General features: G+C 62.7%; 20 protein-coding genes and 1 pseudogene. 13 read left to right on the top strand and 8 right to left on the bottom strand.

What is annotated here, in order from left to right; genetic code table 11:
- Window positions 1-41: 41 nt before the first annotated feature.
- Genes VGP39_RS22665 through VGP39_RS22655 form a run of 3 tightly spaced genes read right to left on the bottom strand, consistent with a single transcriptional unit; the run spans window position 42 to window position 2,604 of the window.
- Window positions 42-875 (bottom strand): enoyl-CoA hydratase, encoded by an 834-nt coding sequence (locus tag VGP39_RS22665; RefSeq protein ID WP_327570331.1) that lies wholly within the window; start codon window positions 873-875, stop codon window positions 42-44.
- On the bottom strand, window positions 875-1,576 hold the full coding sequence (locus VGP39_RS22660; protein ID WP_327570330.1) for an SDR family NAD(P)-dependent oxidoreductase: 702 nt from the start codon (window positions 1,574-1,576) through the stop codon (window positions 875-877). The genes VGP39_RS22665 and VGP39_RS22660 overlap by 1 nt, the downstream gene beginning before the upstream one ends.
- A 29-nt stretch (window positions 1,577-1,605) precedes the next feature.
- Window positions 1,606-2,604: a glutathione S-transferase family protein gene (locus tag VGP39_RS22655; RefSeq protein WP_327570329.1), complete on the bottom strand. Its 999-nt coding sequence runs from the start codon at window positions 2,602-2,604 to the stop codon at window positions 1,606-1,608.
- A gap of 140 nt (window positions 2,605-2,744) precedes the next feature.
- On the opposite strand from VGP39_RS22655, the gene VGP39_RS22650 reads away from it, so the two are divergent.
- Window positions 2,745-4,526: an acyl-CoA dehydrogenase family protein gene (locus tag VGP39_RS22650; RefSeq protein WP_327570360.1), complete on the top strand. Its 1,782-nt coding sequence runs from the start codon at window positions 2,745-2,747 to the stop codon at window positions 4,524-4,526.
- 139 nt (window positions 4,527-4,665) lie between these two features.
- A complete protein-coding gene (locus VGP39_RS22645) occupies window positions 4,666-5,754 on the top strand; it encodes a Zn-dependent alcohol dehydrogenase (RefSeq protein ID WP_327570328.1) in 1,089 nt (362 codons plus the stop codon).
- 103 nt (window positions 5,755-5,857) lie between these two features.
- Here the strand turns inward: VGP39_RS22645 and VGP39_RS22640 are convergent, their stop codons facing one another.
- Both VGP39_RS22640 and VGP39_RS22635 read right to left on the bottom strand, forming a co-directional pair.
- Window positions 5,858-6,208, bottom strand: coding sequence for a nuclear transport factor 2 family protein (locus VGP39_RS22640; RefSeq protein WP_327570327.1), 351 nt, complete (start codon window positions 6,206-6,208; stop codon window positions 5,858-5,860).
- A 124-nt stretch (window positions 6,209-6,332) separates the two neighbouring features.
- Window positions 6,333-7,805, bottom strand: coding sequence for an amidase (locus tag VGP39_RS22635; RefSeq protein ID WP_327570326.1), 1,473 nt, complete (start codon window positions 7,803-7,805; stop codon window positions 6,333-6,335).
- A gap of 331 nt (window positions 7,806-8,136) precedes the next feature.
- Between VGP39_RS22635 and VGP39_RS22630 the strand changes: the two genes are divergently transcribed.
- From VGP39_RS22630 to VGP39_RS22610, 5 genes are all read left to right on the top strand, one after another.
- Window positions 8,137-8,610 (top strand): hypothetical protein, encoded by a 474-nt coding sequence (locus tag VGP39_RS22630; protein ID WP_327570325.1) that lies wholly within the window; start codon window positions 8,137-8,139, stop codon window positions 8,608-8,610.
- Window positions 8,611-8,705: 95 nt separating this feature from the next.
- Window positions 8,706-9,398 (top strand): hypothetical protein, encoded by a 693-nt coding sequence (locus tag VGP39_RS22625; protein ID WP_327570324.1) that lies wholly within the window; start codon window positions 8,706-8,708, stop codon window positions 9,396-9,398.
- A gap of 26 nt (window positions 9,399-9,424) precedes the next feature.
- Complete coding sequence (locus VGP39_RS22620; RefSeq protein ID WP_327570323.1) at window positions 9,425-10,252, top strand: hypothetical protein; 828 nt, start codon at window positions 9,425-9,427, stop codon at window positions 10,250-10,252.
- Window positions 10,253-10,268: 16 nt separating this feature from the next.
- Window positions 10,269-11,003 (top strand): hypothetical protein, encoded by a 735-nt coding sequence (locus VGP39_RS22615; RefSeq protein WP_327570322.1) that lies wholly within the window; start codon window positions 10,269-10,271, stop codon window positions 11,001-11,003.
- A 166-nt stretch (window positions 11,004-11,169) separates the two neighbouring features.
- Window positions 11,170-12,171: an ABC transporter substrate-binding protein gene (locus VGP39_RS22610; RefSeq protein ID WP_327570321.1), complete on the top strand. Its 1,002-nt coding sequence runs from the start codon at window positions 11,170-11,172 to the stop codon at window positions 12,169-12,171.
- A gap of 143 nt (window positions 12,172-12,314) precedes the next feature.
- On the opposite strand, the gene VGP39_RS22605 is transcribed toward VGP39_RS22610, so the two are convergent.
- The 3 genes and pseudogenes from VGP39_RS22605 to VGP39_RS22595 form a co-directional block, all read right to left on the bottom strand.
- The gene (locus tag VGP39_RS22605) at window positions 12,315-13,478 is read right to left on the bottom strand and encodes an alpha/beta hydrolase (protein WP_327570320.1); all 1,164 of its coding nucleotides are present in this window, start codon (window positions 13,476-13,478) and stop codon (window positions 12,315-12,317) included.
- Between the two features lie 136 nt (window positions 13,479-13,614).
- Window positions 13,615-15,148: pseudogene (locus VGP39_RS22600) on the bottom strand (acyl-CoA synthetase).
- A 159-nt stretch (window positions 15,149-15,307) separates the two neighbouring features.
- Entirely contained in the window at window positions 15,308-16,483 is a 1,176-nt protein-coding gene (locus tag VGP39_RS22595; RefSeq protein WP_327570319.1) for an acetyl-CoA C-acetyltransferase, read from the bottom strand.
- Between the two features lie 143 nt (window positions 16,484-16,626).
- Between VGP39_RS22595 and VGP39_RS22590 the strand changes: the two genes are divergently transcribed.
- From VGP39_RS22590 to VGP39_RS22565, 6 genes are all read left to right on the top strand, one after another.
- A complete protein-coding gene (locus tag VGP39_RS22590) occupies window positions 16,627-17,295 on the top strand; it encodes a TetR family transcriptional regulator (RefSeq protein ID WP_327570318.1) in 669 nt (222 codons plus the stop codon).
- A gap of 75 nt (window positions 17,296-17,370) precedes the next feature.
- On the top strand, window positions 17,371-18,129 hold the full coding sequence (locus VGP39_RS22585) for an SDR family NAD(P)-dependent oxidoreductase (RefSeq protein WP_327570317.1): 759 nt from the start codon (window positions 17,371-17,373) through the stop codon (window positions 18,127-18,129).
- A gap of 149 nt (window positions 18,130-18,278) precedes the next feature.
- Entirely contained in the window at window positions 18,279-20,153 is a 1,875-nt protein-coding gene (locus VGP39_RS22580; RefSeq protein ID WP_327570316.1) for an AMP-binding protein, read from the top strand.
- Window positions 20,154-20,351: 198 nt separating this feature from the next.
- Window positions 20,352-21,479 (top strand): acyl-CoA dehydrogenase family protein, encoded by a 1,128-nt coding sequence (locus VGP39_RS22575; protein WP_327570315.1) that lies wholly within the window; start codon window positions 20,352-20,354, stop codon window positions 21,477-21,479.
- Window positions 21,480-21,650: 171 nt separating this feature from the next.
- The gene (locus VGP39_RS22570; protein ID WP_327570314.1) at window positions 21,651-22,895 is read left to right on the top strand and encodes an acyl-CoA dehydrogenase; all 1,245 of its coding nucleotides are present in this window, start codon (window positions 21,651-21,653) and stop codon (window positions 22,893-22,895) included.
- 96 nt (window positions 22,896-22,991) lie between these two features.
- On the top strand, window positions 22,992-24,236 hold the full coding sequence (locus VGP39_RS22565; protein ID WP_327570313.1) for an acyl-CoA dehydrogenase: 1,245 nt from the start codon (window positions 22,992-22,994) through the stop codon (window positions 24,234-24,236).
- Window positions 24,237-24,284 lie beyond the last annotated feature (48 nt).

Raw genomic sequence — 24,284 nt, 5'->3', positions numbered from 1 at the left:
AGCCTACAGCTCCCGCAAGAAACCGGCGGTTGAGATGCTCGCTAGTTCCCGCGAAACACCGCCTTGCGCTTGTCGATAAAAGCCTGCACCGCCTCCTTGTGATCCGCGGTCATGGTGGTGCGGATCAGGCGCTCGGCCTCGTGGTCGCGTGCGGTGGAGAAATCGAACAGCAGGGCTTCGTCAAGATTGTCCTTCATGTAGCGCAAGGCGATGGTCGGCCCCTCGGCAAGCGATCTTGCCAGCGCGAACGATTCGTCCTGCAACTTCGCATCCGGCACCACGCGATTGACGAGGCCGATCTTTTCGCATCGGGCGGCATCGACCTTGTCGGCGGTGAACATCAGCTCGCGCGCCCGCGACGTGCCGACCAGCCGCGTCAGCAGCCACGCAATGCCGTAATCGCCGCTCAGGCCGACGCGCAAGTAACCGGTGGAGACGAACGCCGATTCCGCGGCGATGCGGATATCGCAGGCCATGGCGATGGCGAGACCGGCGCCGGCGGCCGGGCCGGGAAGGGCGGCGATGGTCGGCTTGCGCACCGACACCAGCGCGCCGGTGAGCAGGCGCTGGCGTTCCTGCAGGTCCGCCACTTTCTCGTCATAGGACATGGCGAGCCGCTTTGGATCGCGATGCGCCCCCATGCCCTTCACATCGCCGCCCGAACAGAAGGCGGTGCCGGCGCCCGTGATCAGCAGCGCGCCGACCTCCGGATTCTCGCCGCAGGCTTTGATCATGCTGCGCAGCGCCGGCGTCAGACGATCCGACAGCGCATTGCGCGCCTCCGGCCGGTTCAGCGTGATCACCGCGACACGGTCGCGGATCGTGCAGAGCAATTCGTCGGTGCCGGTGTCGATCTTGGTTTCGGTTGTGGCCATCAGAACTTCTCCACCCACGGCCGCAGCTCCAGTTCCCAGGTCCAGGCGCTGCGCGGCTGGCGCAATACGTTCCAGTAATTCAGTGCAATCGCATCGGGATCGAGCATCGAGTCCGGCCGGTCCGGTGCTTCCGTGCGCACCGCGCTGCGGATGCCGCCGTCGATCACGAAATGCGCGACGTGAATGCCTTGCGGCGACAGTTCGCGCGCCATGCTCTGGGCAAGGCCGCGCAACGCGAACTTGCCCATCGCGAAGGGCGCCGATTGCGGATAGCCCTTGACGCTGGCGGAGGCGCCGGTGAACAGGATCGCGCCGTGCTTGCTGGGCAGCATGCGGCGCACCGCCTGCTGCGCCACCAGAAACCCGCCGAACGCGCTGACCGCGATGGCCTGGGCGACATCGGCCGGCACCAGATCGACGAACGCGCCGCGCGCCCGGGCGCTGGCGTTGTAGACCACCACATCCGGCGCTTCGAGTTCGCGCTCGACCGCGCCGAACAGGCGCTCGACCTCGTCCGGGTCGGCGGCGTTGCAGGCAAAGGCGGACGCGCCGGTCTCGGAGCACAGCGCACCGAGCTTTTCGATGTGGCGCGCGGCGAGCGCGACCCGGAGCCCCTCTTTGGCGAACAGCCGCGACAGCGAAGCGCTGATGCCTTCGCCGGCGCCGACGATCAGCGCGGTCTTGTAGTTTGGAATCTCCATGGTCGGTTCCTTTCGAACGGTCGCAGCTTTCAGCCGCGCAGACCGGCAAGGCAGCCTGCGGCCTCCAGAACGGGATCAAGCGCCGACTTGTCGGGCACAGCGGCGTACTTTGCGCGCAGCATGCCCAGCGACCGCGCGTGATATTTTTGCGGTTTTTGGGTCCAGACATGATTGCCGAGGGTGACGCTGAATTCTTCTGGTCCATCGGCGATGGCCTTTTCGTTCGCCGCCGTCCACGGCACGAACAGCCGCCCGACCTGCTCGGTCAGGATCGGCATCATCGTCGGCTCGAGCGCCGCCCAGGTCTCGAACGCGCCCTCGGCCCTCGGCCACAGCATGCGGTGGACCCAGTCCAGCACATGCGGCGCGCCGCCGCCGATCAGCGCGCCCGCGGTCGGATCGGTCCACATTTCGTAGATCTGAGCCCACAGCCCGAAATCGCCGAACGCCGGCCGGCCGCCGAACAGATAGGGCCGCGAGCTAAGATGGGTGTCGAGCAGTGCGAGCATCTCGAGGAAACCTGCCTCGATCCGCGGCGCGTTATCGGCGTTGGAGCCGACAAACCAGACCCGGTCCACCATGCGCGCCCGCACCTTTTCGGTGAACACCGCGTGCTGGTCGTCGCCGGCATCGGGGCCCCGCATGCGCGCGATGCGCCCGGCCGAACTGATCTGGTCGACATCCCGCGCCCAGCGGTAGTGGAACATCCATTTGTTTCCCCATTCGTCGCCGAATTCTTCGGTCAATGCGGAGATGAAGCTTACAACCGCGTCGTCAGGATGGATCGACGGGTCGGGATGAAGCTTTTCGATTCGGTCGATGATCGGGGTGGAATCCTGAATGCCGGCGCCTTCCGGCGTCACCAGCAGCGGAATGATCGGCATTTTGGCGTGTTTTTCGAATTCCGCCTGGCTGGCGGCATTGCGCAAGACCCAATGGTGCGGAATGGCCTTGTAGCGGAAATAGGAGCGGACCTTGACCGAGTAGGGCGACATCTCCGCGCCGATGATGCGGTAGCCGTCAGCCATGGTGATCCTCCGAACGTTTCTTTGACGGCTTTATCGCCCACTTTATCTGTAGCATGATCTATAGCATGCAATGCGGCCTGTCGAAGCAGGGCGGCGAAGCCGCTGTCTTGAACATGGCCGCGGATCAGGGCGGAACGCAGATGCACGCACCGAGCAGACACGAAGCGGCAACGCCTGGCGATCAGCCCGGGCTGATCGCGCCGGATACGTCCGGCATGAACTTTTATCGAACCGATCCGGCGCTGGCCGATCTGTTGCGCATCCATCTGTCCGACCAGCTGTTTCGCCACATCGAGCCGCATCTCGACCGGCTCGGCGCTCTCGCCGGCGGCCATCTCGACGAATGCGCGCGGCTTGCCGACCGTCATGGGCCGGTGCTGCACCCGCGCGACCGGTTTGGCCGCGACGCGCAGTGGATCGAGTATCATCCGGCCTATCGCGAACTGGAGCGCGCCGCGTTCGGCGAGTTCGGCATTCACGCGATGTCGCTGCGCAAGGGCATTCTCGGCTGGCCGCAGACCTATCCGGCAGTGGCAAAGCACGCCTTTACGTTTCTGTTCAACCAGGCCGAGTTCGGGCTGGGCTGTCCGATCAACGTCACCGACGGCTGCGCAAAGCTGCTGTCGAATTTCGGCGATGCCGCGCTGAGGGCGAAATATCTCGATGGCCTGACCCAGACCGACATGAGCCAGCTGACCCAAGGCGGGCAGTTCATGACCGAGAAGGAAGGCGGCTCCGACGTCGGCAAGCTGACCACGAGCGCGATGCGGGAAGGCGATCACTGGCGCCTCACTGGCGAGAAATGGTTCTGCTCCAACGCGGATGCCAAGGTCGTCATGCTGCTGGCGCGGCCGCAAGGGGCGGTCGTCGGCACCCGCGGCGTCGGGCTGTTCCTGATGCCGCGCTTTCTCGATGACGGCTCGCCCAATCACTACCGGATCGTGCGGCTGAAGGACAAGCTCGGCACCCGCTCGATGGCCTCGGGCGAGATCAAGCTGGAGGGCGCGATCGCCTATGCGGTAGGTCGGCTCGATCGCGGTTTTGTGCAGATGGCGGAGATGGTGAATTCGTCGCGGCTGTCCAACGGCGTCAAATCCACCGCACTGATGCGCCGCGCTTATCACGACGCGATGGCGGTGGCGCGGGGACGCGTCGTGTTCGGCCGGCGCATCATCGACATGCCGCTGGCGCGGCGGCAATTGATGAAGATCATGCTTGCGACCGAGCAGGCGCTGTCGATGAGCTTTCTTACCGCCGACGCGCTGGACCGCGCCGAGGCCGGCAGCCAGGACGCCGCGGCGCTGCTGCGCATCCTGACGCCGACCCTGAAATTCCGCGCCACGCGCGACGCGCGCAAGGTCTGCGGCGACGCGCTGGAGATGCGCGGCGGCATCGGGTACATCGAGGAATTTGTTAACCCGCGGCTGCTGCGCGACGCGCATCTCGGCTCGATCTGGGAAGGCACCGGCAATATCGTCGCGCTCGATGCCTTGAAGCGCGCGGTGGGCCGTCATGGCGCCGATGCGGCCCTTGCCGCCGATCTGCACGCCCGCCTCGACGACTGCACTGATGTGCCGCGGGCCTGGCGCGACCGCTTGCGCGATCTCACCGACCGCGCCATCGGTTTTGCTCGCGAAGTGGCCGCTTGCTCGGACAACGAAGCCGAGTCGCGGCGTGCCACCAGCCTTTTGTATCATGTCGCAAGCGCCGTCGCCTTGGCGTGGGAAGGCGGACGCATCCATCGGATGCGCGGCGATGCGCGCCGGCTGCTGCTGTCGCGGCTGGTGATCGATCACCGCGTGGCGGCGGGCGATCCGTTCCGGCTCACGGAAAATGCAACGCAGCGCGCCATATCAGACCATCTGCTCGGCGACCCCGCCGTCGGCATGGCCGAGGTTGGCGAACTGCTTTTGGCCGCGTAGGGTACGTCGTCATTCCGGGATGCGCCCCTTGGCGCAGGCCCGGAATCCATAACCCCCAATCGTGGTTGTGGATTCCGGGCTCGGCCCCTTCGGTCGCGCCCCGTAAGGACGAACAAAAACGTAAAATGAGGAAACCCTAATGAAGGCCGCCGTCCTGCATGAAGTCAACAAGCCGCTGGTGATCGAGGATGTCAGCCTGCCGAAACCCGGGCCGCGCGAGGTGCTGATCCGCACATCCGTCGCCGGGCTGTGCCACTCCGACCTGCATTTCATGGAAGGGCTGTATCCGCATCCGCTGCCCGCCGTGCTCGGCCATGAGTCCGCCGGCGTGGTCGAGCAGGTCGGCTCGGATGTAACCTACGTCAAGCCGGGCGACCATGTGGTGACGTGCCTGTCGGTATTCTGCGGCACCTGCGACAATTGCGCCACGGGCCGCACCGTGCTGTGCACCGACACCACGGTAAAAATGCTGCCGGGCGCATCGAACCGGCTGTCATGGACGCGGTCGGAAAAACTGAACCAGTTTCTCAACCTGTCGTCCTTCGCCGAGCAGATGCTGGTGCACGAGAACGCCATCGTCAAAATCCGCAAAGACATGCCGCTGGAGCTTGCGGCGCTGATCGGCTGTGGTGTCATCACCGGCTATGGCGCGGTGGTGAATACGGCAAAAGTCACCGCGGGGGAAACAGTCGTGGTGATCGGGTGCGGCGGCGTCGGGATGGCTGCGATCAACGGCGCGGAGATCGCGGGCGCCGGCCGCATCATTGCGGTCGACACCAATCCCGCAAAACTGCAGCTCGCCACCAAGCTCGGCGCCACCGACATCGTCGATCCCCGCAACGGCGACGTGGTGCAGCAGGTGCGCGACCTGACCAACGGCGGCGTGCATCATTCGTTCGAAGTGCTGGGACGCAAGGAAACCGCCGAGCAGGCCTTCGCGATGCTGGCGCCCGGGGGCACCGCGACCATCGTCGGCATGATTCCGTTCGGGCAGAAGATCGAGCTGCACGGTTTTGACTTTTTGCGCGAGCGGAAAATCCAGGGCTCGTCGATGGGCTCCAACCATTTTCGCGTCGACATGCCGCGGCTGATCGAATTCTACATGCGCGGCAAGCTGCATCTGGAGGACTGGATTTCGGCCAAGCTGAAGCTGTCCGAGATCAACGAGGGCTTTGCCGCGATGAAGGCCGGCAAGACCGTGCGCAGCGTCATCATGTTCGATGCGTGATCAATAGTTGTCATGCGCGGGCTTGACCCGCGTATCCATCCATCTTCACAAGAGTCTTTCGAAGAGGATGGATTGCCGGGTCAAGCCCGGCAATGACGGCGTGTTACCGCGACACATGCGCCGAGACCGCGAGCCAGCGTCCGTTCTGCCTTGCCCAGCAGTCGGTATAGCGGCCAGCGGCCTGCTTTCCGTCCGGCATCGTATAGCTCGTGCTGGCATGGATGATCGCGAAGTCACCCATGATGCGAATCTTGACGTCGTGCGCCTCGAGATTCCTGATGGCGACCGGCACGGCGGTCTGTTTTAGAAAGCCGGCGCGGTCGACCAGCGACTTGTCCGGATTGGAGCAATAGAATTCTTGCGCCAGGATTTCGTCGAAACGCTTCACATCGCAATTCTGTACGGAAGCGACGTAGTCGCGGTTGAGTAAGGTCAGTTCGTCGAGATCGCTCATGGGTTTTTCTCCAGTGCTCGGTCCTCATGGTGAGGAGGCGCTCTTGCGCCGTCTCGAACCATGAGATGTGCATCTCATCCTTCGAGACGCGGCGAAGACGCCGCTCCTCAGGATGAGGGCGGTGCTAATCATCGAACATCGGCGGCGGAACGAAGCCGCCGAATTCGCGCTCGATCAGTTCGGCGAGCCTCAACGGCGTGCGGTCTTCCAGCCAGGGTCCGACGATCTGCACGCCAATCGGCAATCCTTCCGGCGAGAAGCCGATCGGGATTGCAGTCGCCGGCAGGCCGGGCAGCGTGGCGATGCCGGGCCAGGCCAGTTGGTCGGGATAGACATATTCCTTGCCGTCGATGTCGATGCGCCGCGCTTCCTGCTCCGGCGAATGGTCGTGCGGATAGGCCGGCGTCGGCATTATCGGACAGATAACGGCATCGAACGTCTTGAACAGCTCGCGCCATTGCGCCCTTAAGCGCGCCCGGGCGCCGTCGTCCAGCACCCAGGCGCGATGACTGAGCACGATGCCGCGCAACCGCTCGGCGGCGAGGCTGTTGTCGTCGGGCGCAAGCTTTGCGACTCCTGCCTGCGCGTTCGCAATGCTCTCCGGTGCAAAGAAGGCGGCAAGAAACGACATCAGCATCCGCATGTAGAGCCGCGACGACTCCGCGAAATCGGGCAGCAACGGACTTTGTCGCGTGACGCTAGCCCCGGATCCGGCGAGGCTGCCCGCCAGTCTTTCGATTGCGCCGCGCACGTCGTTGTTGGCCGGCAGTACCGGATCAGAATCGACCACGAGCACGCGAAAACTCTTCAACTCATTGTGGCGCGGCGGCGGCAGCGCGAGCTTGTAGCCGACGCCGGCTTCGAGCGGATCGGGCCCGGCGATGACGTCGAGCAGCAGCGCAAGATCGGCGGCCGAGCGCGCCATCGGCCCGATCACCGCCATGTCGCGATCGAGCCGTAATGGCGGAAACGGCGGCGGCGTATGGCCGCGCGACGGCACCAGGGCGAAGGTCGGTTTGTGCGCATAGACGCCGCAATGAACCGGGGGCACCCGCAGCGAGCCGCCGTTGTCGGAGCCGAGCGACAGCGGTCCGTAGCCCGCGGCCAGCGCCGCCGCCGAGCCGCCGGAGGAGCCGCCCGGCGTGCGGCCGAGATCATATGGATTGTTGGTGGTGCCGTAGATATCGTTGTAGCTCTGCCAGTCGGCGAGGCCTACCGGCACGTTGGTCTTGCCGAGAATCACGCCGCCCGCCTGCTTCACCCGCGAAATTGACAGCGCATCTTCCGGCGGCCTGAAATCCTTCTGCGGCGGAAAGCCCCAAGTGGTCGGCAGTCCCGCGACGTTGTAGGATTCCTTGACGGTGATCGGCAGGCCGAGCAGCGGCTTTGTCTCGCCGCGCGCCAGCGCCGCATCGGCGGCGCGGGCGGCGTCCAGCCCGCGCGAGAAATCCCGAACGCAGACCGCGTTGATCTTGATATCGTGCCGTTCGATGCGGCCGATGGCGTCCTGCGCCAGTTCCACCGCGGAGACTTTCTTCGCCGCAAGCGCTGCCGAACATTCGACGGCGGTCCTGAAACTCCATTGCGATTTGGCCAAGGCGCGCTCCCTGCTGGCTTGATCGCGTCCGATGATGCTCAGTTTGCGCGCGGCCTGCAAGTGCAATGCGTTCTTTCATGGGACCGAAAGCGCCCGCCATTGTTGTTCAACGACAAGCAATTCCGCGCGCGCCGGCAAACGGGGCTGGTAACGCCACGATATGCATGACCGCTTTAACGCACGCAATGGCTGCGACAACATGCGGCCGATGGTCGACCGCTGGCTCCGGCGCAGCACGCATCGCCGCGGCGGCGCCTTATCAATTTGCGCTTGTGTTACTGACTTTATGTGATCTAACATTTGGGCTTGGTTCATTTAGGGGAATTAATTTATGTCCGATGCAGCACAATCAAAACACGTTGGTCCCTTCATTGCAGCAGCCGCGCGGCATGACATCTTGGCCAAGATCGCCAAGACACATTTGGCGGACCTTGCGGAAGACGGTTCCGAAGGCCGACTGACTGCAAAAGATACGGATAAGGAAGACTTCGACAACGAGGCTCATAAACACCACAAAGAGGCCATGGACGACGAGAAGCAAAAAAATAACAAGGACGATCACGACGAAAAAAACTTTAAAGAAGGTAAGGATCAAAAGGAGGGGAAGGACGGCAAAGAAGAGAAAGACGACAAGGAGGGGAAAGACGACAAGGAAGACAAGGAAGGAAAAGAGGAGGAGAAGGACGGCAAGGACGGCGATGAAGATGCTCGGTCCCCCGATCATGGATCCGCAGCCCTCATTTCCGTGACCGGAGCGTTGAGTTCGCGTTCAGGGCCGCTGCTCGATCGAAAGGCCATCATTTGACAGTCGGCAGCGTCGCCCTCGTTGGAGGGAGGGACGACCCGACGATTGGCGCGATAGCCGAACGGGTTTCCCGCCGAGGGCATCGTGCAGTCAAGTTGTCCGTCGCGGACGCGGCGGAACTGTTTACGATCGAGGTAGGCCAAAACGCAAACCGGGTTACTCCCGATCTACCGACCTTCATGCGTCCGTTTTCCGGGGAGGATGGAAGGAACCTGTACGACTCCGACGCGCGCTTTCATGATGCCGAGCGCGTCGGCGCGCTCTGGGCAGCGGGAGCATTGATGCAATCTCCAGTCGTCAATCGGCCCGGCCCGTTTGGTTTCTCCGGCCGTTGCATGCCATCGTCATCGTTGACGGCGTTATCCTGCGGCGAGTTCGACGGACGATCCGAAGTTTATTTCAGAAACATACCGGCAGGCATGGGAATCGACAGCGAACTTATCGATGATATCGAGCAGCATCGGTTTGTTTCCAGCTCGAGTCCTGATCTCGGTGTTTATCGGTCGCGAAACACGAGTCGGTTGGCCGGTTACTATCCTGTGGCTGTCGTGGGTCAGACCTGCTTTCCGTGTCTTGAAAACAGCAGGCTGCTGAGTTCGCTTGCCGGCCGCAGCGTCGAGGTGATGGGGAAACTCGAACTATCTTTCGCTATATTGTTCTGGGGAATTCTGGCAGACGACACTGCGGTATTGGCGGGCGTTGCCCCGTGGCCTAGTCTGCCGCAGTTCGGAAACCAAGGCGAAGCGATCGTTGATTGTCTCGTGGGGCTGCTGTGCGACCCATCTTAGCGATCGGGCTGGCCGCCGATAGTACCATGAAGTATTTCGTGTCGACGGCGCGCGGCTTCGGCGCGAAAATCGAATTCTTCGATCTCGGTCGGATGACAAGCGAACCGTGGCGATTGACGGTGCCCGTTCCGTCCGACGACCGACTTGGAGATTTCAGGGTTCCCGGCGATTTTTCCGGTATTTACTGCAGGCCGATCGACCTCTCTGCCGCGCTTCCCGAAAACCAGAGTCGGGGTTGGCTCTCGAGCATGCGGGCTCTTTCGGTATTTCTTGCCTGTGTGCCGATCACGGTTGTAAACCGTCCCGGCTCTGCAAGTCACAATTCTGCAAAGCCCCTTCATTCGTTCGAGCTGCAACGCCTTGGATTCGACGTGGCGCCTAGTATCACGAGCTCTGATCCGGCCCGGCTGCGGGCTTTCGTGGCGGAACAGGGAGATGTTGTCCTGAAAGCCGTTTCGGGAATGCGTGCCAACACGCGACTCTTCAAGTTGTCAGAACTCGCGAGCTTCGAACCTGCCTCTGGTCCAATTCACCTGCAGCGATTGACGGAGGGACACGACGTCCGCGCCCACGTGGTCGGTGAAACCGTGGTGGCGGAAGCCACCTACGCCAATGGGATCGATTACCGACTCGATCGCGAAGCTCGTCGTGAAGCCATCGAAATTCCGGATCGGTTGCGGAAACAGCTGGTCAGGGCTACCCGAAAACTCGGACTGCAATTCGCAGGCTGGGACTTCAAGGTAAGCGGCGAAAAATACTGGTGTCTCGAGGCTAATCCCATGCCCGGCTATAACTACTACGACCAGCGGCTGGACGGCCGTATAACGCGCGCGCTTGTCAGCTACCTGAATTGAGACCGGAGTTGTTTGGATGTCTACCGAAGCTTTTGACAAGCGGCTGATCAACATTCCAATGCTGCGAGAGAGCGAATGCGCGTCGATCCTCGAGCAGATCAACGGCCTCCGGCACCGCTGGATCACGCGAAATCCGAACAGGTTTTATTCTCTCGGCCGCGCGACCTATTTGGATACGATGGGTATTGAGCCGGCAAAAGGCGCTTTTCAATGCAGGTTGAAATCTGACAACTATCTGCTTCAAATCTCTTTCAAGTCCCTTTATCTGGTGCTTGGCGAGCTACTCCAAGGCGTGTTGGGAGGCAAAGTGGAGATCACGAGGGAATTCGCCGTGCCCGGCTTTCATATCTTTTTAGGAGAGGCATCAGCCGGTGCGGGAATGGCATCCCCACATTTCGATATGCAATATAGGTTGTTGAAATGGGCGGAAGAAAAAGATGAGGCCGAGCCTATCTCGTTCACCTTGCCTATTCGACTGCCGCGGGCCGGCGGCGGACTCGATGTATGGAAGGATACGCCTGCCGATATGGAGGGGCGGTACAGGCGCGGCGAAATGGCGTCCATTCACCAGTATGCGGAGAAACTCGGGCCGCGACACTTTCACCGATACAGCCTCGGCCACCTGACCGTTCATCTAGACCGCGTGCTTCACCGTGTTGGAAGCGTTGCCGGGGTGCAGCCGGACGACGCGCGCATCACGCTTCAAGGCCATGGAAGAAAATTGGACGGTGTTTGGCATATTTATTGGTAAGCCTCGACCGATGCGCGCCGATGGTCCGCCAGCGCCTGTACCTGCTTCCGGAGCACAATCCCGCAGGGCTGCCGAGCATTTCTCGTGAGATGCAGACGGTTGCCCAAAGCGCAGCCGGCTTTGTATTCTCCTTCATGAGCAAGAACATCCGGCAGGGGAGCGCACCATGAAGCTAAGTAATTTCGCTGGCGCAATGTTGGCGCTTGCGGCTAGCCTCGGCGCCGCTTCAGCCACGGCCGCCGAAATCCGCCTCGCCGAGCAGTTCTCGATGGGCTACCTGCAGTTCAATGTCATGAAGCGGGACAAGCTGATCGAGAAATATGCCGGACAACGCGGGCTGAAGGACTTCAAGGTCTCCTGGCAGCGCTTCAACGGTCCGGCGGCGATGAACGAGGCGCTGCTCTCGAACTCCACCGACATCGTCGCCGGCGGCGTGCCCGGCCTGATCACACTGTGGGACAAGACGATAGGCACCTCATTCGAGGTCAAGGGAATTTGCGCGCTGAGTTCGCAGCCGTTTTTGCTCAACACCTCCAATCCGGCGATCAAGTCGATCAGGGACTTTTCCGACCGCGACCGCATCGCGGTTCCTTCCATCAAGGTGTCGGTTCAGGCGGTGGTGCTGCAGATGGCGGCGGCCGCGGCTTTCGGCGAGCAGAATTATTCGAAGCTGGATTCGCTCACCGTCTCGATGTCGCCGCCTGACGCGACCATCGCGCTGCTCACCGGCTCCGGCAGCATCACCACGGTGTTCAGCGTGCCGCCCTTCCAGTTCCAGCAGCTGGAGCAAAAAAATATCCATACCGTGCTGTCGTCGTTCGAGGTGCTGGGGCCGCACAGCTTTACGGTGGCCTGGACCTCGGCGCGGTTTCGCAAGGACAATCCCGAACTTTACGCCGCGTTCGTGGACGCCATGAAGGAAGCAACAGCAACGGTCACGGCGAACCCGAAACAGACCGCGCAAACCTGGATCGACGATACCAATTCGAAGCTTGCGGTGGAGATGGTGACGAAAGTCATGACCGGTCCCGATGTCACTTGGACCATGACGCCATCGGCGACGATGAAATTCGCAAAATTCATGCGCAAGGTCGGCAGCATCAAGCATGAGCCGGCATCGTGGCAGGACATGTTCTTTCCGGAGATCGGCGATTTGAAGGGGAGTTAATAGCGCTGTCATTCCGGGGCGCGCGTCTTCGCGCGAACCCGGAATCCATAACCCCAGTATTCGCGTTCAGCATCCAACTTCATCACAGGGGCTATGGATTCCGGGCCTGCGCCAAGAGGCGCATCCCGGAAGGACGAGGAGTTTTAACCTCCGATCTTGGCCTGCTTGAAAAACTCCAGCAGCAACCGGCTCACTTGCTCCGGCTGCTCCTGCTGCACCCAGTGTCCCGCGCCATCGACCAGATGGCAGCCCAGCATGCGCGAGCAGGCGGTCGTCTGCATCGCTTCGAAGACGCCCGGCCGCTGGTAAGTGCCCCAGTCCTGCTTGCCCGAAATGAAGCAGGAGGGCACGTCGATGCTGCGGCCGGAAAATGTTTCGAGCTCGGTGGTGAACGCGCCGGAGGTGCCGCAGCGATACCATTGCAGGCCGCCCTGGAATCCGGTGCGGGTGTATTCGGCGCTGTAGAAGGTCAGTTCGCTGTCCGGCAGCCATTGGTTCGCCGCGATGTGCGCGGGCGAGGGCATTTCCTCCGCCACGGTCTCCGCCATGTCCTTGGCGAAGTCCATCACATAATAGGTCGGCAGTTTTGCCAGTTCGCTCGCGGTCCATGCCTTGAGCGGATAGGGCGCGTTGTCTTTCCAGTCCGCGCTTTTGTGATGGTAGTAGGCGCGCAGGAAATCATGCACGCCCTGGCGCGCATGATGCATATTGGCGTTGGCCTCGCGCGTCGAATAATACCATTGGTAATGCTTGCGCGGCCGCGGCAACGCGGCGAGGTCGCGATGCACGGGATCGTCGCGCTTCGGCTTTGGCGGGCCATCGGCAGTGTCGAATGGAAGCGGCGGCGGTCCCGCGAACGGCGCGCTCATCAGGACCACTGCGCGAAATACGTCGGGCCGCACCAGCGCGCACCATGCGGCGACCGATGAGCCGGCATCATGGCCGACCACCGCATCGACCGCGCGATAGCCGAACGCCGACACCAGCCCCAGCACATCGCGCACCATGTTGAGCAGCCGGAATGAATTGAGCTCGCCGTCATAGTCGGCATTCCAGCCGGTGGTGCGGCCATAGCCGCGCTGGTCCGGCGCGATCACGTGATATCCCGCCGCGGCCAACCTCGGCATCACCTTGCGCCAGCTGTAGGCCAGCTCCGGAAAGCCGTGCAGCAGCAGGATGCACGGGCGGCCGCGCGTCTCGTAACCGGCTTCGAGCACGTGCATGCGCAGGCCGTTGATGCCATCGACGAAGCGCGAGCGTATGCCGGGCGGAAGCGGGATGTCGGAAAGAGAAGACGATGCGTTCATGCAAATCCGTAGAGGTCCGTAGGGTGGGCACACCACCGGACGCAAAGCGTCCGGTGGCGTGCCCACCATTGAGCAAAGATGTTTCGTTGTCGATGGTGGGCACGGCGCGAAGGCGCGCCTTTGCCCACCCTACGATCTATTTCTTCGGCCAATAACGTTCGCGCAAATGCCGCTTCACCAGCTTTCCCGTCGGCGTGCGCGGCAGTTCGGCTTCGAAGTCGATGCTCTTCGGGCATTTGATCGGCGACAAATGCTTGCGGCAGAACACGATCAGGTCCGCCTCGAATTCCTTGCCGGCGCGCGCCATGTCATGCGGCTGCACCACCGCCTTGACCTCTTCGCCCATCTCCTCGTTGGGCACGCCGAACACCGCGACGTCGGCAATGTCCGGATGCGTGATCAGCACGTCCTCGGTCTCCTGCGGGTAGATGTTCACGCCGCCGGAGATGATCATGTAGGATTTGCGGTCGGTGAGATAAAGAAAGGCCTCGTCGTCGAGATAACCGACGTCGCCGAGCGATCGACCAGCCGCGATCGTTGAAGGCGCGTTTCGTTTTCTCCGGATCGTTATGATAGGAAAACACCGGCGCGTCGGCGAAATAAACCGTGCCGATTTGCCCGGTCGGCAATTCCTTATCGTTCTCGTCCAGAATCCTGACCTTGCCGACCACGGCGCGGCCGACGGTGCCGCGATGCTCCAGCCATTGCTGCGAGGTCGACACCGTGACGCCGTTGCCTTCGGAGCCGGCGTAATATTCGATCAGTTTTGGGCCCCACCACTCGATCATCTTTGCCTTCACCTCGACCGGGCAGGGCGCCGCGGCGTGGATCGCGCCTTTCAGCGAGGAGACGTCGTAAGCTTGCCGCACCTCGTCCGGCAGTTTCAGCATGCGCACGAACATGGTCGGCACCAGCTGCGACTGCGTGACCTTGTGCTTCTCCACCAGCTTCAGAAATTCCTCGGCATCGAAGGATTCCATGATGATGGAGGTGCCGCCGAGCGTGATCGCCATCATGTTGAAGCGGAGCGGCGCTGCGTGATACAGCGGCGCCGGCGATAGATAAACACTGTCGGACGACATGCCGCACATATCGGCGCACAGCAGTTTCAGGAAGGGATTGGGCAGGTCGATCGGGTTTTTCTCGTTCTCGCGCTTGATGCCCTTGGGCCGTCCGGTGGTGCCCGACGAATACAGCATGTCATAGCCAGCGACTTCGTCCGGTATCGGCGTGACCGGCTGCGCGATGGCTTCGGTGTCCCATGAGCGAAAGCCGGGGAGGGGTTCGTCGATCATGAAGAACAGCGGCGCATCAGGCGCATCGCTGACCAGGCCCTTGATCGCATCGGCGCATTTCGGCGAGGTGATGACGACCCTGGCGCCGCAGTCTTTCACGATATAGGCGATTTCGTCCTGGGTCAGATAGCGGCTGATCGCGGTGTAATACAGCCCCGCGCGCTGCGCCGCCCAGCAAATCTCCATGAACGCCAGCCGGTTCTCGATCAGGAACGCGATGTGATCGCCGGCTTGCAGGCCCAGCGCGCGGAACAGCTGCGCCCCCTGGTTCGATAGTTCGTCGAGTTCGCGATAGGTGATCGCCTTGCCGGAGCTCGCCATCTGGTAGGCGATCTTGTCCGGCTGGGTGCGCGCCTGCACCGAGGGGTGGGTCATGGGGAGGTCCTAAAAATCCTATGTCGTCCCCGCGAAGGCGGGGACCTATAACCCCTGGCGTGCATGAGATAGCGTGGAGTCGGCCCCCATGCTCAACATCACCGTCGGTGGTTATGGGTCTCCGCCTTCGCCGGGACGACAACAGCTTTTACTGTAATCCTACAATCTTTCCACGATCGTCACATTGGCCATGCCGCCGCCTTCGCACATGGTCTGCAGGCCGTAGCGCTTGTTGTTCTGCTTCAGCGCGTGTACCAGCGTGGTCATCAGCTTGGTGCCGGAGCCGCCGAGCGGATGGCCGAGCGCGATGGCGCCGCCGTTGACGTTGAGCCGCGCGGGGTTCGCGCCGGTGGTCTTCAGCCACGCGGTCGGCACCGACGCGAAGGCTTCGTTGACCTCGAACAGGTCGATGTCGTCGATCGACATGCCGGCCTTCTGCAGCGCGCGCTGCGTCGCCGGCAGCGGCGCTTCCAGCATGATCACGGGATCGCCGCCCATCATGGTCATGTGATGAATCCGCGCCATCGGCTTGACGCCGAGTGACTTCAGGCCCTTGTCGTTGACCACCATCACACCGGAGGCGCCGTCGCAGATCTGGCTGGCGCTGGCGGCGGTAAGCTTGCCGCCATTCTCGTTGATCAGTTTTACCCCTTTGATGCCGGCCAGCGTCGCGTCGAAGCGGATGCCCTCGTCGATATGATGGGTGTCGGTCGATCCATCGGCGCGGGTGATCGTCAGCGGAACGATCTCGTCCTTGAACTTGCCGGCTTGCGTGGCGGCAATGGCGCGCTGGTGGCTTTCATAGGCGTATTGGTCGAGGTCGTCTTTGGAGAGACCATATTTCTCCGCCATCATCTCCGCGCCGGTGAACTGGCTGAACACGATGTTCGGATAGCGCTGTTCGAGTTTTGGGCTCTTGTAATGGCCAAAGCCGTTCTTGGACGGCAGCGACGACGCAAGGCCCATCGGCACCCGCGTCATGCCCTCGACGCCCGCCGCGATCACCACATCCATGGCGCCGGACATCACCGCTTGGGCGGCAAAGTGCAGCGCCTGCTGCGAGGAGCCGCATTGTCGGTCGATCGAGGTGCCCGGCACGCTCTCCGGCAGTTTCGAGGCCATCACCGCATTGCGCGCGACGTTGTTGGACTGTTCGCCGGCCTGCATCACGCAGCCCATGATGACGTCTTCGATCTGAGCGGGGTCGGCGCCGGAGCGTTCCACCAGCGCGTCCAGCACGGAAGCTGCGAGATCGACCGGATGCCAGCCCGCGAGGCGTCCCCCCTTCCGGCCTCCGGCGGTGCGTGCGGCGGCGACGATATAGGCCTCGGCCATGTGCGATCTCCCCTGATTTTTGCTGATGGATGCCTGAATGTTGCGCGCGATTTACGAGACGTGCAGGATTTAGTCAATCAATCAATTAACTCTTGAGTGCAGCCGTATCATGCGCTAACTGCGGGCCAGTTTCAGGATCATTGATGGCACCGCATCTGAATACCAGCGCCGCGAGCCGGCTTCCGGCCGCACGCAACACCACCGCCGACAGGCTGCTGGTCGCCGCGAGCGAACTGATGATCGAGCGTAACTCGATCGATGTGTCGCTCAGCGACATCGCGCAAAAATCCGGCATCAACGCCGCGCTGGTGAAATACCATTTCGGCAACAAGGACGGGTTGCTGCTGGCGCTGCTGGCGCGCGACGCCGCCACCGAGGTGACGCATCTCGAATATCTGCTGGCGCAGCCGATATCGCCGACCGCGAAGCTCAGGCTGCATATCGCCGGCATCATCAAGGCGTATTACCAGTTTCCCTACATGAACCGGCTGATCCACTATCTGCTGCATGAGAGCAGCACCGAAGCCGCCGATGAGGTGTCAAAATTCTTTGTCGGGCCGCTGCTGGATTTCCAACGCCGCCTGCTGGCGGAAGGCGTCGCTGCGAACGAGTTCCGCAAGGTCGATCCAGTGTTGTTTTATACCAGCCTGATCGGCGCCTGCGATCACCTGTTCTTCGGCCGTCACGCGATGTCGCGCGCGACCGGCGTCGGTCCCGTCACCGACAAGGTATGCCGCGAATACATCGCGCATATGGAAGCACTGATTTTCGGCGGAATGTTAGTTAAGACGCGAATGGCGAGTAGCGAATAGGGAAGAAAGAACGTCCGTTTTCCATTCGCTACTCGCCATTCGCCATTCGCCAACGCCCCAAGGAAAGGTTTTGTCATGCAATTGAAAGACGTCTCCGTTCTCATCACCGGCGGCGGCTCCGGTCTTGGCGCCGCGACCGCGCGCGCCATGGCCGCGAAAGGCGCGAAGATTGCCGTGCTCGACCAGAGCAAGGAAAATGCCGAGAAAGTCGCCGCCGAAGTCAGCGGCGTCGCACTGGTCGGCGACGTCACCAGCGAGGACGACGTCAAAGCGGCGATTGCGAAAGGTGAGGCCGCCAACGGTACCGCGCGCATCCTGGTGAATTGCGCAGGGATCGGCGGCTCGGCGCGCATCGTCGGCAAGCAGGGCGTCTATCCGCTGGACAAGTTCACCCGGGTGGTCATGGTCAACCTGGTCGGCACCTTCAATGTGCTGCGGCTGTTCACCGAAGCGCTGTTGAAAGAGCCGCCGGTCGGCGAGGAGCGCGGCGTCATCATCAACACCGCCAGCGTCGCGGCCTATGAAGGCCAGATCGGGCAGGTCGCCTATTCGGCGTCGAAGGGCGGCGTGGTCGGCATGACCATTCCGGTGGCGCGCGATCTCGCGCAGCATCTGATCCGCGTCAATACCATCGCGCCCGGCCTGTTCCTGACGCCGCTCTTGATGGGATTGAACGAAGAGGCGCGCAAAAGCCTCGGCGCACAGGTGCCGCATCCCGCGCGCCTTGGCGATGCCTCCGAATACGGCGCGCTCGCGGTGCACATCGTGGAAAATCCGATGATCAACGGCGAAACCATCCGCCTCGACGGCGCGATCCGGATGGCGCCAAGGTAGTTGCAACAAATCATGCGTCGTCCCCGCGAAGGCGGGGACCCATACCCCCTGGCGTTTCCTGTTGCAAAAGGACTTTGCCACAATGCCTCAAGGATACGACACGGCGTCGCGGGGACGACGAGGGAAGCGTTGGGGCGGGAGAGAATAACATGAACGTCAATGCAGCCGCGGTGATGCGACAGCCGGCCTTTCGCAAGATCGAATGGCTGGAGCGCGACATCGCGGTCGAGCGCCGGCCCGACGGCGTCATCATCATGCAGTCGCGGGTTCCGCTGAAGACTTACGAAAAGCACATCCCGGCCTCGCTCGCAAAATGGGCGGTCGAGAAAGCAGATCGAACCTGGCTGGCGCAGCGCGCAGGCAGCGACAGGCAATGGCGCAAGCTGTCGTTTGCGGAAGGCAAACGAACCGTCGATGCGCTGACGCAGGGCATTTTGAATTTGAAGCTGCCGGAGGGCCGCCCGGTCGCGATCCTGTCGGGCAACTCGATCGAGCACGCGCTGATGACGATGGCGGCGATGCAGGCGCGGATTCCGGCGGCTCCCGTTTCGCCGGCCTATTCGCTGATGAGCCAGGATCACGCCAAGCTGAAATATCTGTTCGCCCTGATCAAGCCGGCGCTGGTGATGGTGCAGGATTGCCCGGTGTTCGAGAAGGCACTCAAGGCGCTCGATCTCGACGGCGTCACGGTGGTGCATGTCACGCGGCCCGTTGTCGGCATCGCGAGCATCGCGTTTGCCGACCTCGCTGCGACCCCGGTCACGTCCGATGTCGAAGACTCCATCGCAAAGATCACGCCGGATACCGTGGGAAAACTGCTGTTCACCTCGGGCTCCACCGGCATGCCGAAGGCGGTGATCAACACCCAGCGGATGATGTGCGCCAACGCCGCGATGATGATGCAGGTGCGGCCGCGCGATCCCAATGCGCCGCAATCCACCTATCTCGACTGGATGCCGTGGAATCACACCATGGGCGGCAACGCGCTGTTCAATCCCGTGCTGACCGAAGGCGGCACGCTCTATATCGATGACGGCCGGCCGATGCCCGGGATGATCGAGGAGACGCTGCGCAATCTGCACGAAATTTCCCCGACCTATTACGCCAACGTGCCCGCCGGCTATGCCGCGCTGGCGAGCGCCATGGAGAAGGACGACGCGCTGTGCCGGAGTTTTTTCAAGAACCTCGCCTTGATGGCCTATGGCGGGGCGCGGCTGCCCGACGATCTCTATGACCGGATGCAGGCGCTGGCGGTGCGCGCCACCGGCGAGCGCGTCGTATTCTACACCGGCTGGGGCTCGACCGAGACCGCGCCGACTTCCACCGCCACCTATTGGGACACCGAGCGTGTCGGCCTGATCGGGCTGCCGTTCCCCGGCGTCGAGTTGAAACTGGTGCCGACCGGTCCGAAATACGAAATCCGCGTGCGCGGCATCAACGTCACGCCGGGCTATTACAGCCAGCCTGAACTGACCAAGGCTGCGTTCGATGAGGAAGGCTTTTATCGCATCGGCGACGCTGCAACCTTCGTCGATGACAGCGATCCCGCGCAGGGCCTGATCTTCGCCGGCCGCGTGGTGGAGGATTTCAAGCTGACCACCGGCACCTTTGTGCAGGTCGGGCCGCTGCGCACGGACGCCATCGCGGCCGCGACGCCGGTGGTGCAGGACGCGTTGGTGGCGGGGCAGGACCGGCCTTACGTCGGCTTGCTGGCATGGCCCAATCTGCATGCCTGCCGGCAGATCGTCGGCGATCCCGAGGCGAGCTATGAGGACGTGGTCAGACATCCCGACGTGCTGGCGTGCCTGAAGCGCGGCCTGCAGGCGCATAACGCGGCCTCGGCCGGCGCCAGCAGCCTGCGCATCGCCCGCGCGATGCTGATGGTCGAGCCGGCCTCGATCGACGGCAACGAACTCACCGACAAGGGCTACATCAACCAGCGCGCCGGCCTCGACCGCCGCGCCGATCTGGTGGCGCGGCTCTACGCCGAGCGGCCGGGAGAAGATGTGATCGTGCTGCAATAATACGCCGATGTCGTCCCCGCCAACGGGTCCGGCTATTGCCGGCCCGATGACAGGCTCCGGCGGGGACCCATACGCCGAGGAGTCGCGATTTAGGATTGGAGCGAAAGCCCGGACGAAACACAAACGCCAGGGGTTATGGGTCCCCGCCTGCGCGGGGACGATACCTGGAGAGTTCCTCTCACAACAGAGTAACACGCCATGAATTTCGATTTCTCCGACGACCAGAAGCAACTGCGCGACGAGGCGCGAAAATATCTCGCTGAAAAATCCTCGCCCAAGGCGGTGCGCGCCGTGCTCGACGGCAATGCGGCTTATGACCAGGACCTCTGGAAGGGCCTCGCGGAAATGGGTTTTCTGGGCGTCGCGATCCCGGAAGCATTTGGCGGCGCGGGCGCCGGGCATCTTGAGCTCTGCGTGATCGCCGAGGAGATGGGCCGCGCGCTGGCGCCGGTACCGTTCTCGTCGACGGTGTATCTCGCCGCCGAAGCGCTGATGCTGGCCGGCAGCGACGAGCAAAAGCAAAAATGGCTGCCGAAAATCGCAGCCGGTGAGGCGATCGGCACGCTGGCGCTGTTCGAGGGCAAGGGCAATCCGTCGCCGCAGGCGATCAAGCTCAGCGCATCCGGCGGCACGCTCACCGGCGTCAAGAAACCGGTGCCGGACGGCGCCATCGCCGATTTCGCCATCGTCGCCGCGCGCACCGGATCGAGCGGCCGCGAGACCGATATCTCGCTGTTCATCGTCGACATGAAAGGCGAGGGCGTTGAAGCGAAAGTCTTGACCAATGTCGATCCGTCGCGCGGCCAGGCCGAAATCACCTTCAAGAACTGCAAGGCCGAACCGGTCGGCCCCGCCAATGAAGGCTGGAGCATCGTCAGCCAAGTGCTCGACCGCGCCGCGGTGCTGATGGCGTTCGAGCAGGTCGGGGGCGCCGACCGCGCACTGGAGATGGGCCGCGACTACGCGCTGGACCGCATCGCCTTCGGCCGGCCGATCGGCTCGTTCCAGGCCGTAAAGCACATGCTGGCCGACATGTATGTCTCGGCGACGCTGGCGCGCTCGAACTGCTATTACGGCGCGTGGGCGCTTTCGACCAACGCTTCCGAATTGCCGGAAGCCGCGGCCGCGGCGCGGATCAGCGCGACGCAGGCGTTCCAGCATTGCGCGAAGAACAACATCCAGGTCCATGGCGGCATGGGATTCACCTGGGAGTTCGACTGCCACATGTACTACCGCCGGGCCAACGCGCTGGCGCTGGGATTGGGCAGCCTGTCGTACTGGGAAGACGCGCTGATCGACCGCATGCGGAAAAGGAACGCGGCGTAATGTGTGGCGGCGCAAAGCACCCAGTCGTCGTCCCCGCGAAGGCGGGGACCCATACGCCGTGTACTCGCAATTGAAACGCTGGGCAGAAACCGTGCTTAAACTTGGACGCCGGTGGTTATGGGTCCCCGCCTTCGCGGGGACGACGGCAGTGAGTGGGGAAAGGTTTTACCAATGAATTTCGACGATACGCCGCAGGAAGCCGCGTTCCGCGCCGAGGCGAAAGCGTGGATATCAGCCAACGCGCCGAAGCAGTACGAGGACGAGCTGAAAAAAGCCTCGCTCGGCCGCACCCAGCTCAAGGGCGCGAGCATCCTCGAAGTTGCAAAAGCCTGGCAGAAGAAAAAGGCCGACGCCGGCTGGGCCTGCCTGCACTGGCCGAAGGAATATGGCGGGCGCGGCGCGACGCCGATCGAGCGGGTGATCTGGCAGCAGGAGGAGGGCGCGTTCGGCAAGCTGAGCGGGATGTTCATCATCGGCCACGGCATGTGCGGCCCGACCATGATGGCGTTCGCCGGCGAAGAGCAGAAACGCAAATATCTGCCGCCGCTGGCGTCGGGCGAGAAAATCTGGTGCCAGTTGTTCTCCGAGCCGGCCGGCGGGTCGGATGTCGCGGGCCTGCGCACGCGGGCGGAAAAGCATGGCGACGACTGGATCGTCAACGGCCAGAAAATCTGGACATCCGGCGCGCATTATTCCGATTACGGCATCCTGCTCACCCGCACCGATCCTGATGTGCCCAAGCACAAAGGCCTCACCATGTTCTTCCTCGACATGAAGAGCCCGGGGGTCGAGATCAAGCCGATCAAGCAGGCCAACGGTGCGTCCGACTTCAACGAGGTGTATTTCACCGATGTGAAGATTCCCGATCACCAGCGGCTCGGCGAGGTCAATGACGGCTGGAACGTGTCGCTGACCACGCTGATGAACGAACGCATGTCGATCGGCGCCGGGGTTTCGACCGGATTTCCGGAGCTGTTCGAATTCTGCAATAACCTGATGCTGGAAGACGGCCCCGCGATCGACGACCGCGGCGTGCGCTCCAGGCTCGCCAACTGGGCGGTGAAGGCCAGCGGATTAAAGTACACCAGCCTTCGCGCCATCTCGGCGCTGTCGAAGGGCGAGCGGCCGGGACCGGAAAACTCCATCGGCAAGCTGGTCGCAGGATCGATGATCCAGGACGTCGCGGCCTATGCGCTGGATTTGCAGGGCGCGGCCGGCGTGCTGAGCGGGCCTGACGACGCCGAGGCCGCGGGAAAATTCCAGGCCATGCTGCTGCGTGCCCCCGGCACCCGCGTCGAGGGCGGCACGGATGAGATCATGCGCAACATCATCGCCGAGCGCGTGCTCGGCCTGCCCGGCGATATCAGGGTGGACAAGGACGTGCCGTTCAACAAGATCGCGACCAAGGCAAGATGATCAGTAGGATGGGTAGAGCGAAGCGAAACCCATCACAGACGCCGATAATGATGGGTATCGCTTCGCTCAACCCATCCTACGAAGAGGGCTCACCAAATGAATTTCGACGATACCCCGCGGGAAGCAGCGTTCCGCGCCGAGGCGCGCCAATGGGTGGACGCCAACGCGCCGAAGCAATACGAGGCCGAACTGTCGAAGGCCTCGCTCGGCCGCATCCGGCTTGCGAAGGAAGAGATCGTCGACGTCGGCAAGGCATGGCAGAAGAGGAAGGCCGATGCCGGCTGGGCCTGCCTGCACTGGCCGAAGGAATATGGCGGCCGGGGCGCCACCCCGATCGAGCGCGTGATCTGGCAGCAGGAAGAAGGCGTTTACGGCAAGCTGACGCAGCCGTTCCAGATCGGCGAGGGCATGTGCGGGCCGACGGTGATGGCCTATGGCAGCGAGGAGCACAAGCGGCACTATCTGCCGAAGCTTGCCTCCGGCGAACAGATCTGGTGCCAGCTGTTTTCGGAGCCCGCAGGGGGATCCGATGTCGCGGGCCTGCGCACGCGCGCGGAGAAAAACGGCGACGACTGGATCGTCAATGGTCAGAAGATATGGACTTCCGGCGCGCATTATTCCGACTACGGGTTGTTGATTACCCGTACCGACCCTAGCGTGCCCAAGCACAAGGGGCTGACCATGTTCTTCCTCGACATGAAGAGTCCCGGCGTCGAGATAAAGCCGATCAAGCAGGCCAACGGCATGCAGGAATTCAACGAGGTGTTTTTCACCGACGTGAAGATTCCCGATCACCAGCGCCTGGGGGCGGTCGGCGATGGCTGGAACGTGTCGCTGACAACGCTGATGAACGAGCGGATGTCGATCGGCGCGCGGCTCGCGACCGGATTCCCCGAAATGTTCGATTTCTGCTCCAACCTGATGACCGACGAGGGCCCGGCGATCGACGACCGCGCCACGCGCTCGAAGCTCGCAAGCTGGGCGGTGAAGGCGAGCGGCCTGAAATACACCAGCTACCGCGCGATCTCGGCACTATCCAAAGGCGAGCGTCCGGGGCCGGAGAATTCGATCGGCAAGCTGGTCGCGGGCTCGATGCTGCAGGATATCGCCATGCACGCGATGGACCTGCAAGGCGCTGCAGGCGCCTTCACCGGCGAAGCCGAGGAAGACGCGCGCGGCCAGTTCCAGCAGATGCTGCTGAGTTCGCCGTCGATGCGCATCGCCGGCGGCACCGACGAGATCCTGCGCAACATCATCGCCGAGCGCGTGCTCGGGCTGCCAGGCGATATAAGGGTCGACAAGGACGTGCCGTTCAACAAGATTCCGACCAAGGGGCGGTAGCTTTGTCCCGGACGCGGCATTCTTCATGCCGCTCCGCAGAGCCGGGAC

Source organism: Bradyrhizobium sp., from assembly GCF_036009065.1.
In the GTDB taxonomy this organism is placed as follows: Bacteria; Pseudomonadota; Alphaproteobacteria; order Rhizobiales; family Xanthobacteraceae; genus Bradyrhizobium.
Note: the sequence above shows the minus strand (reverse complement) of the source record. Positions and strands in the feature narration are given on the sequence as shown.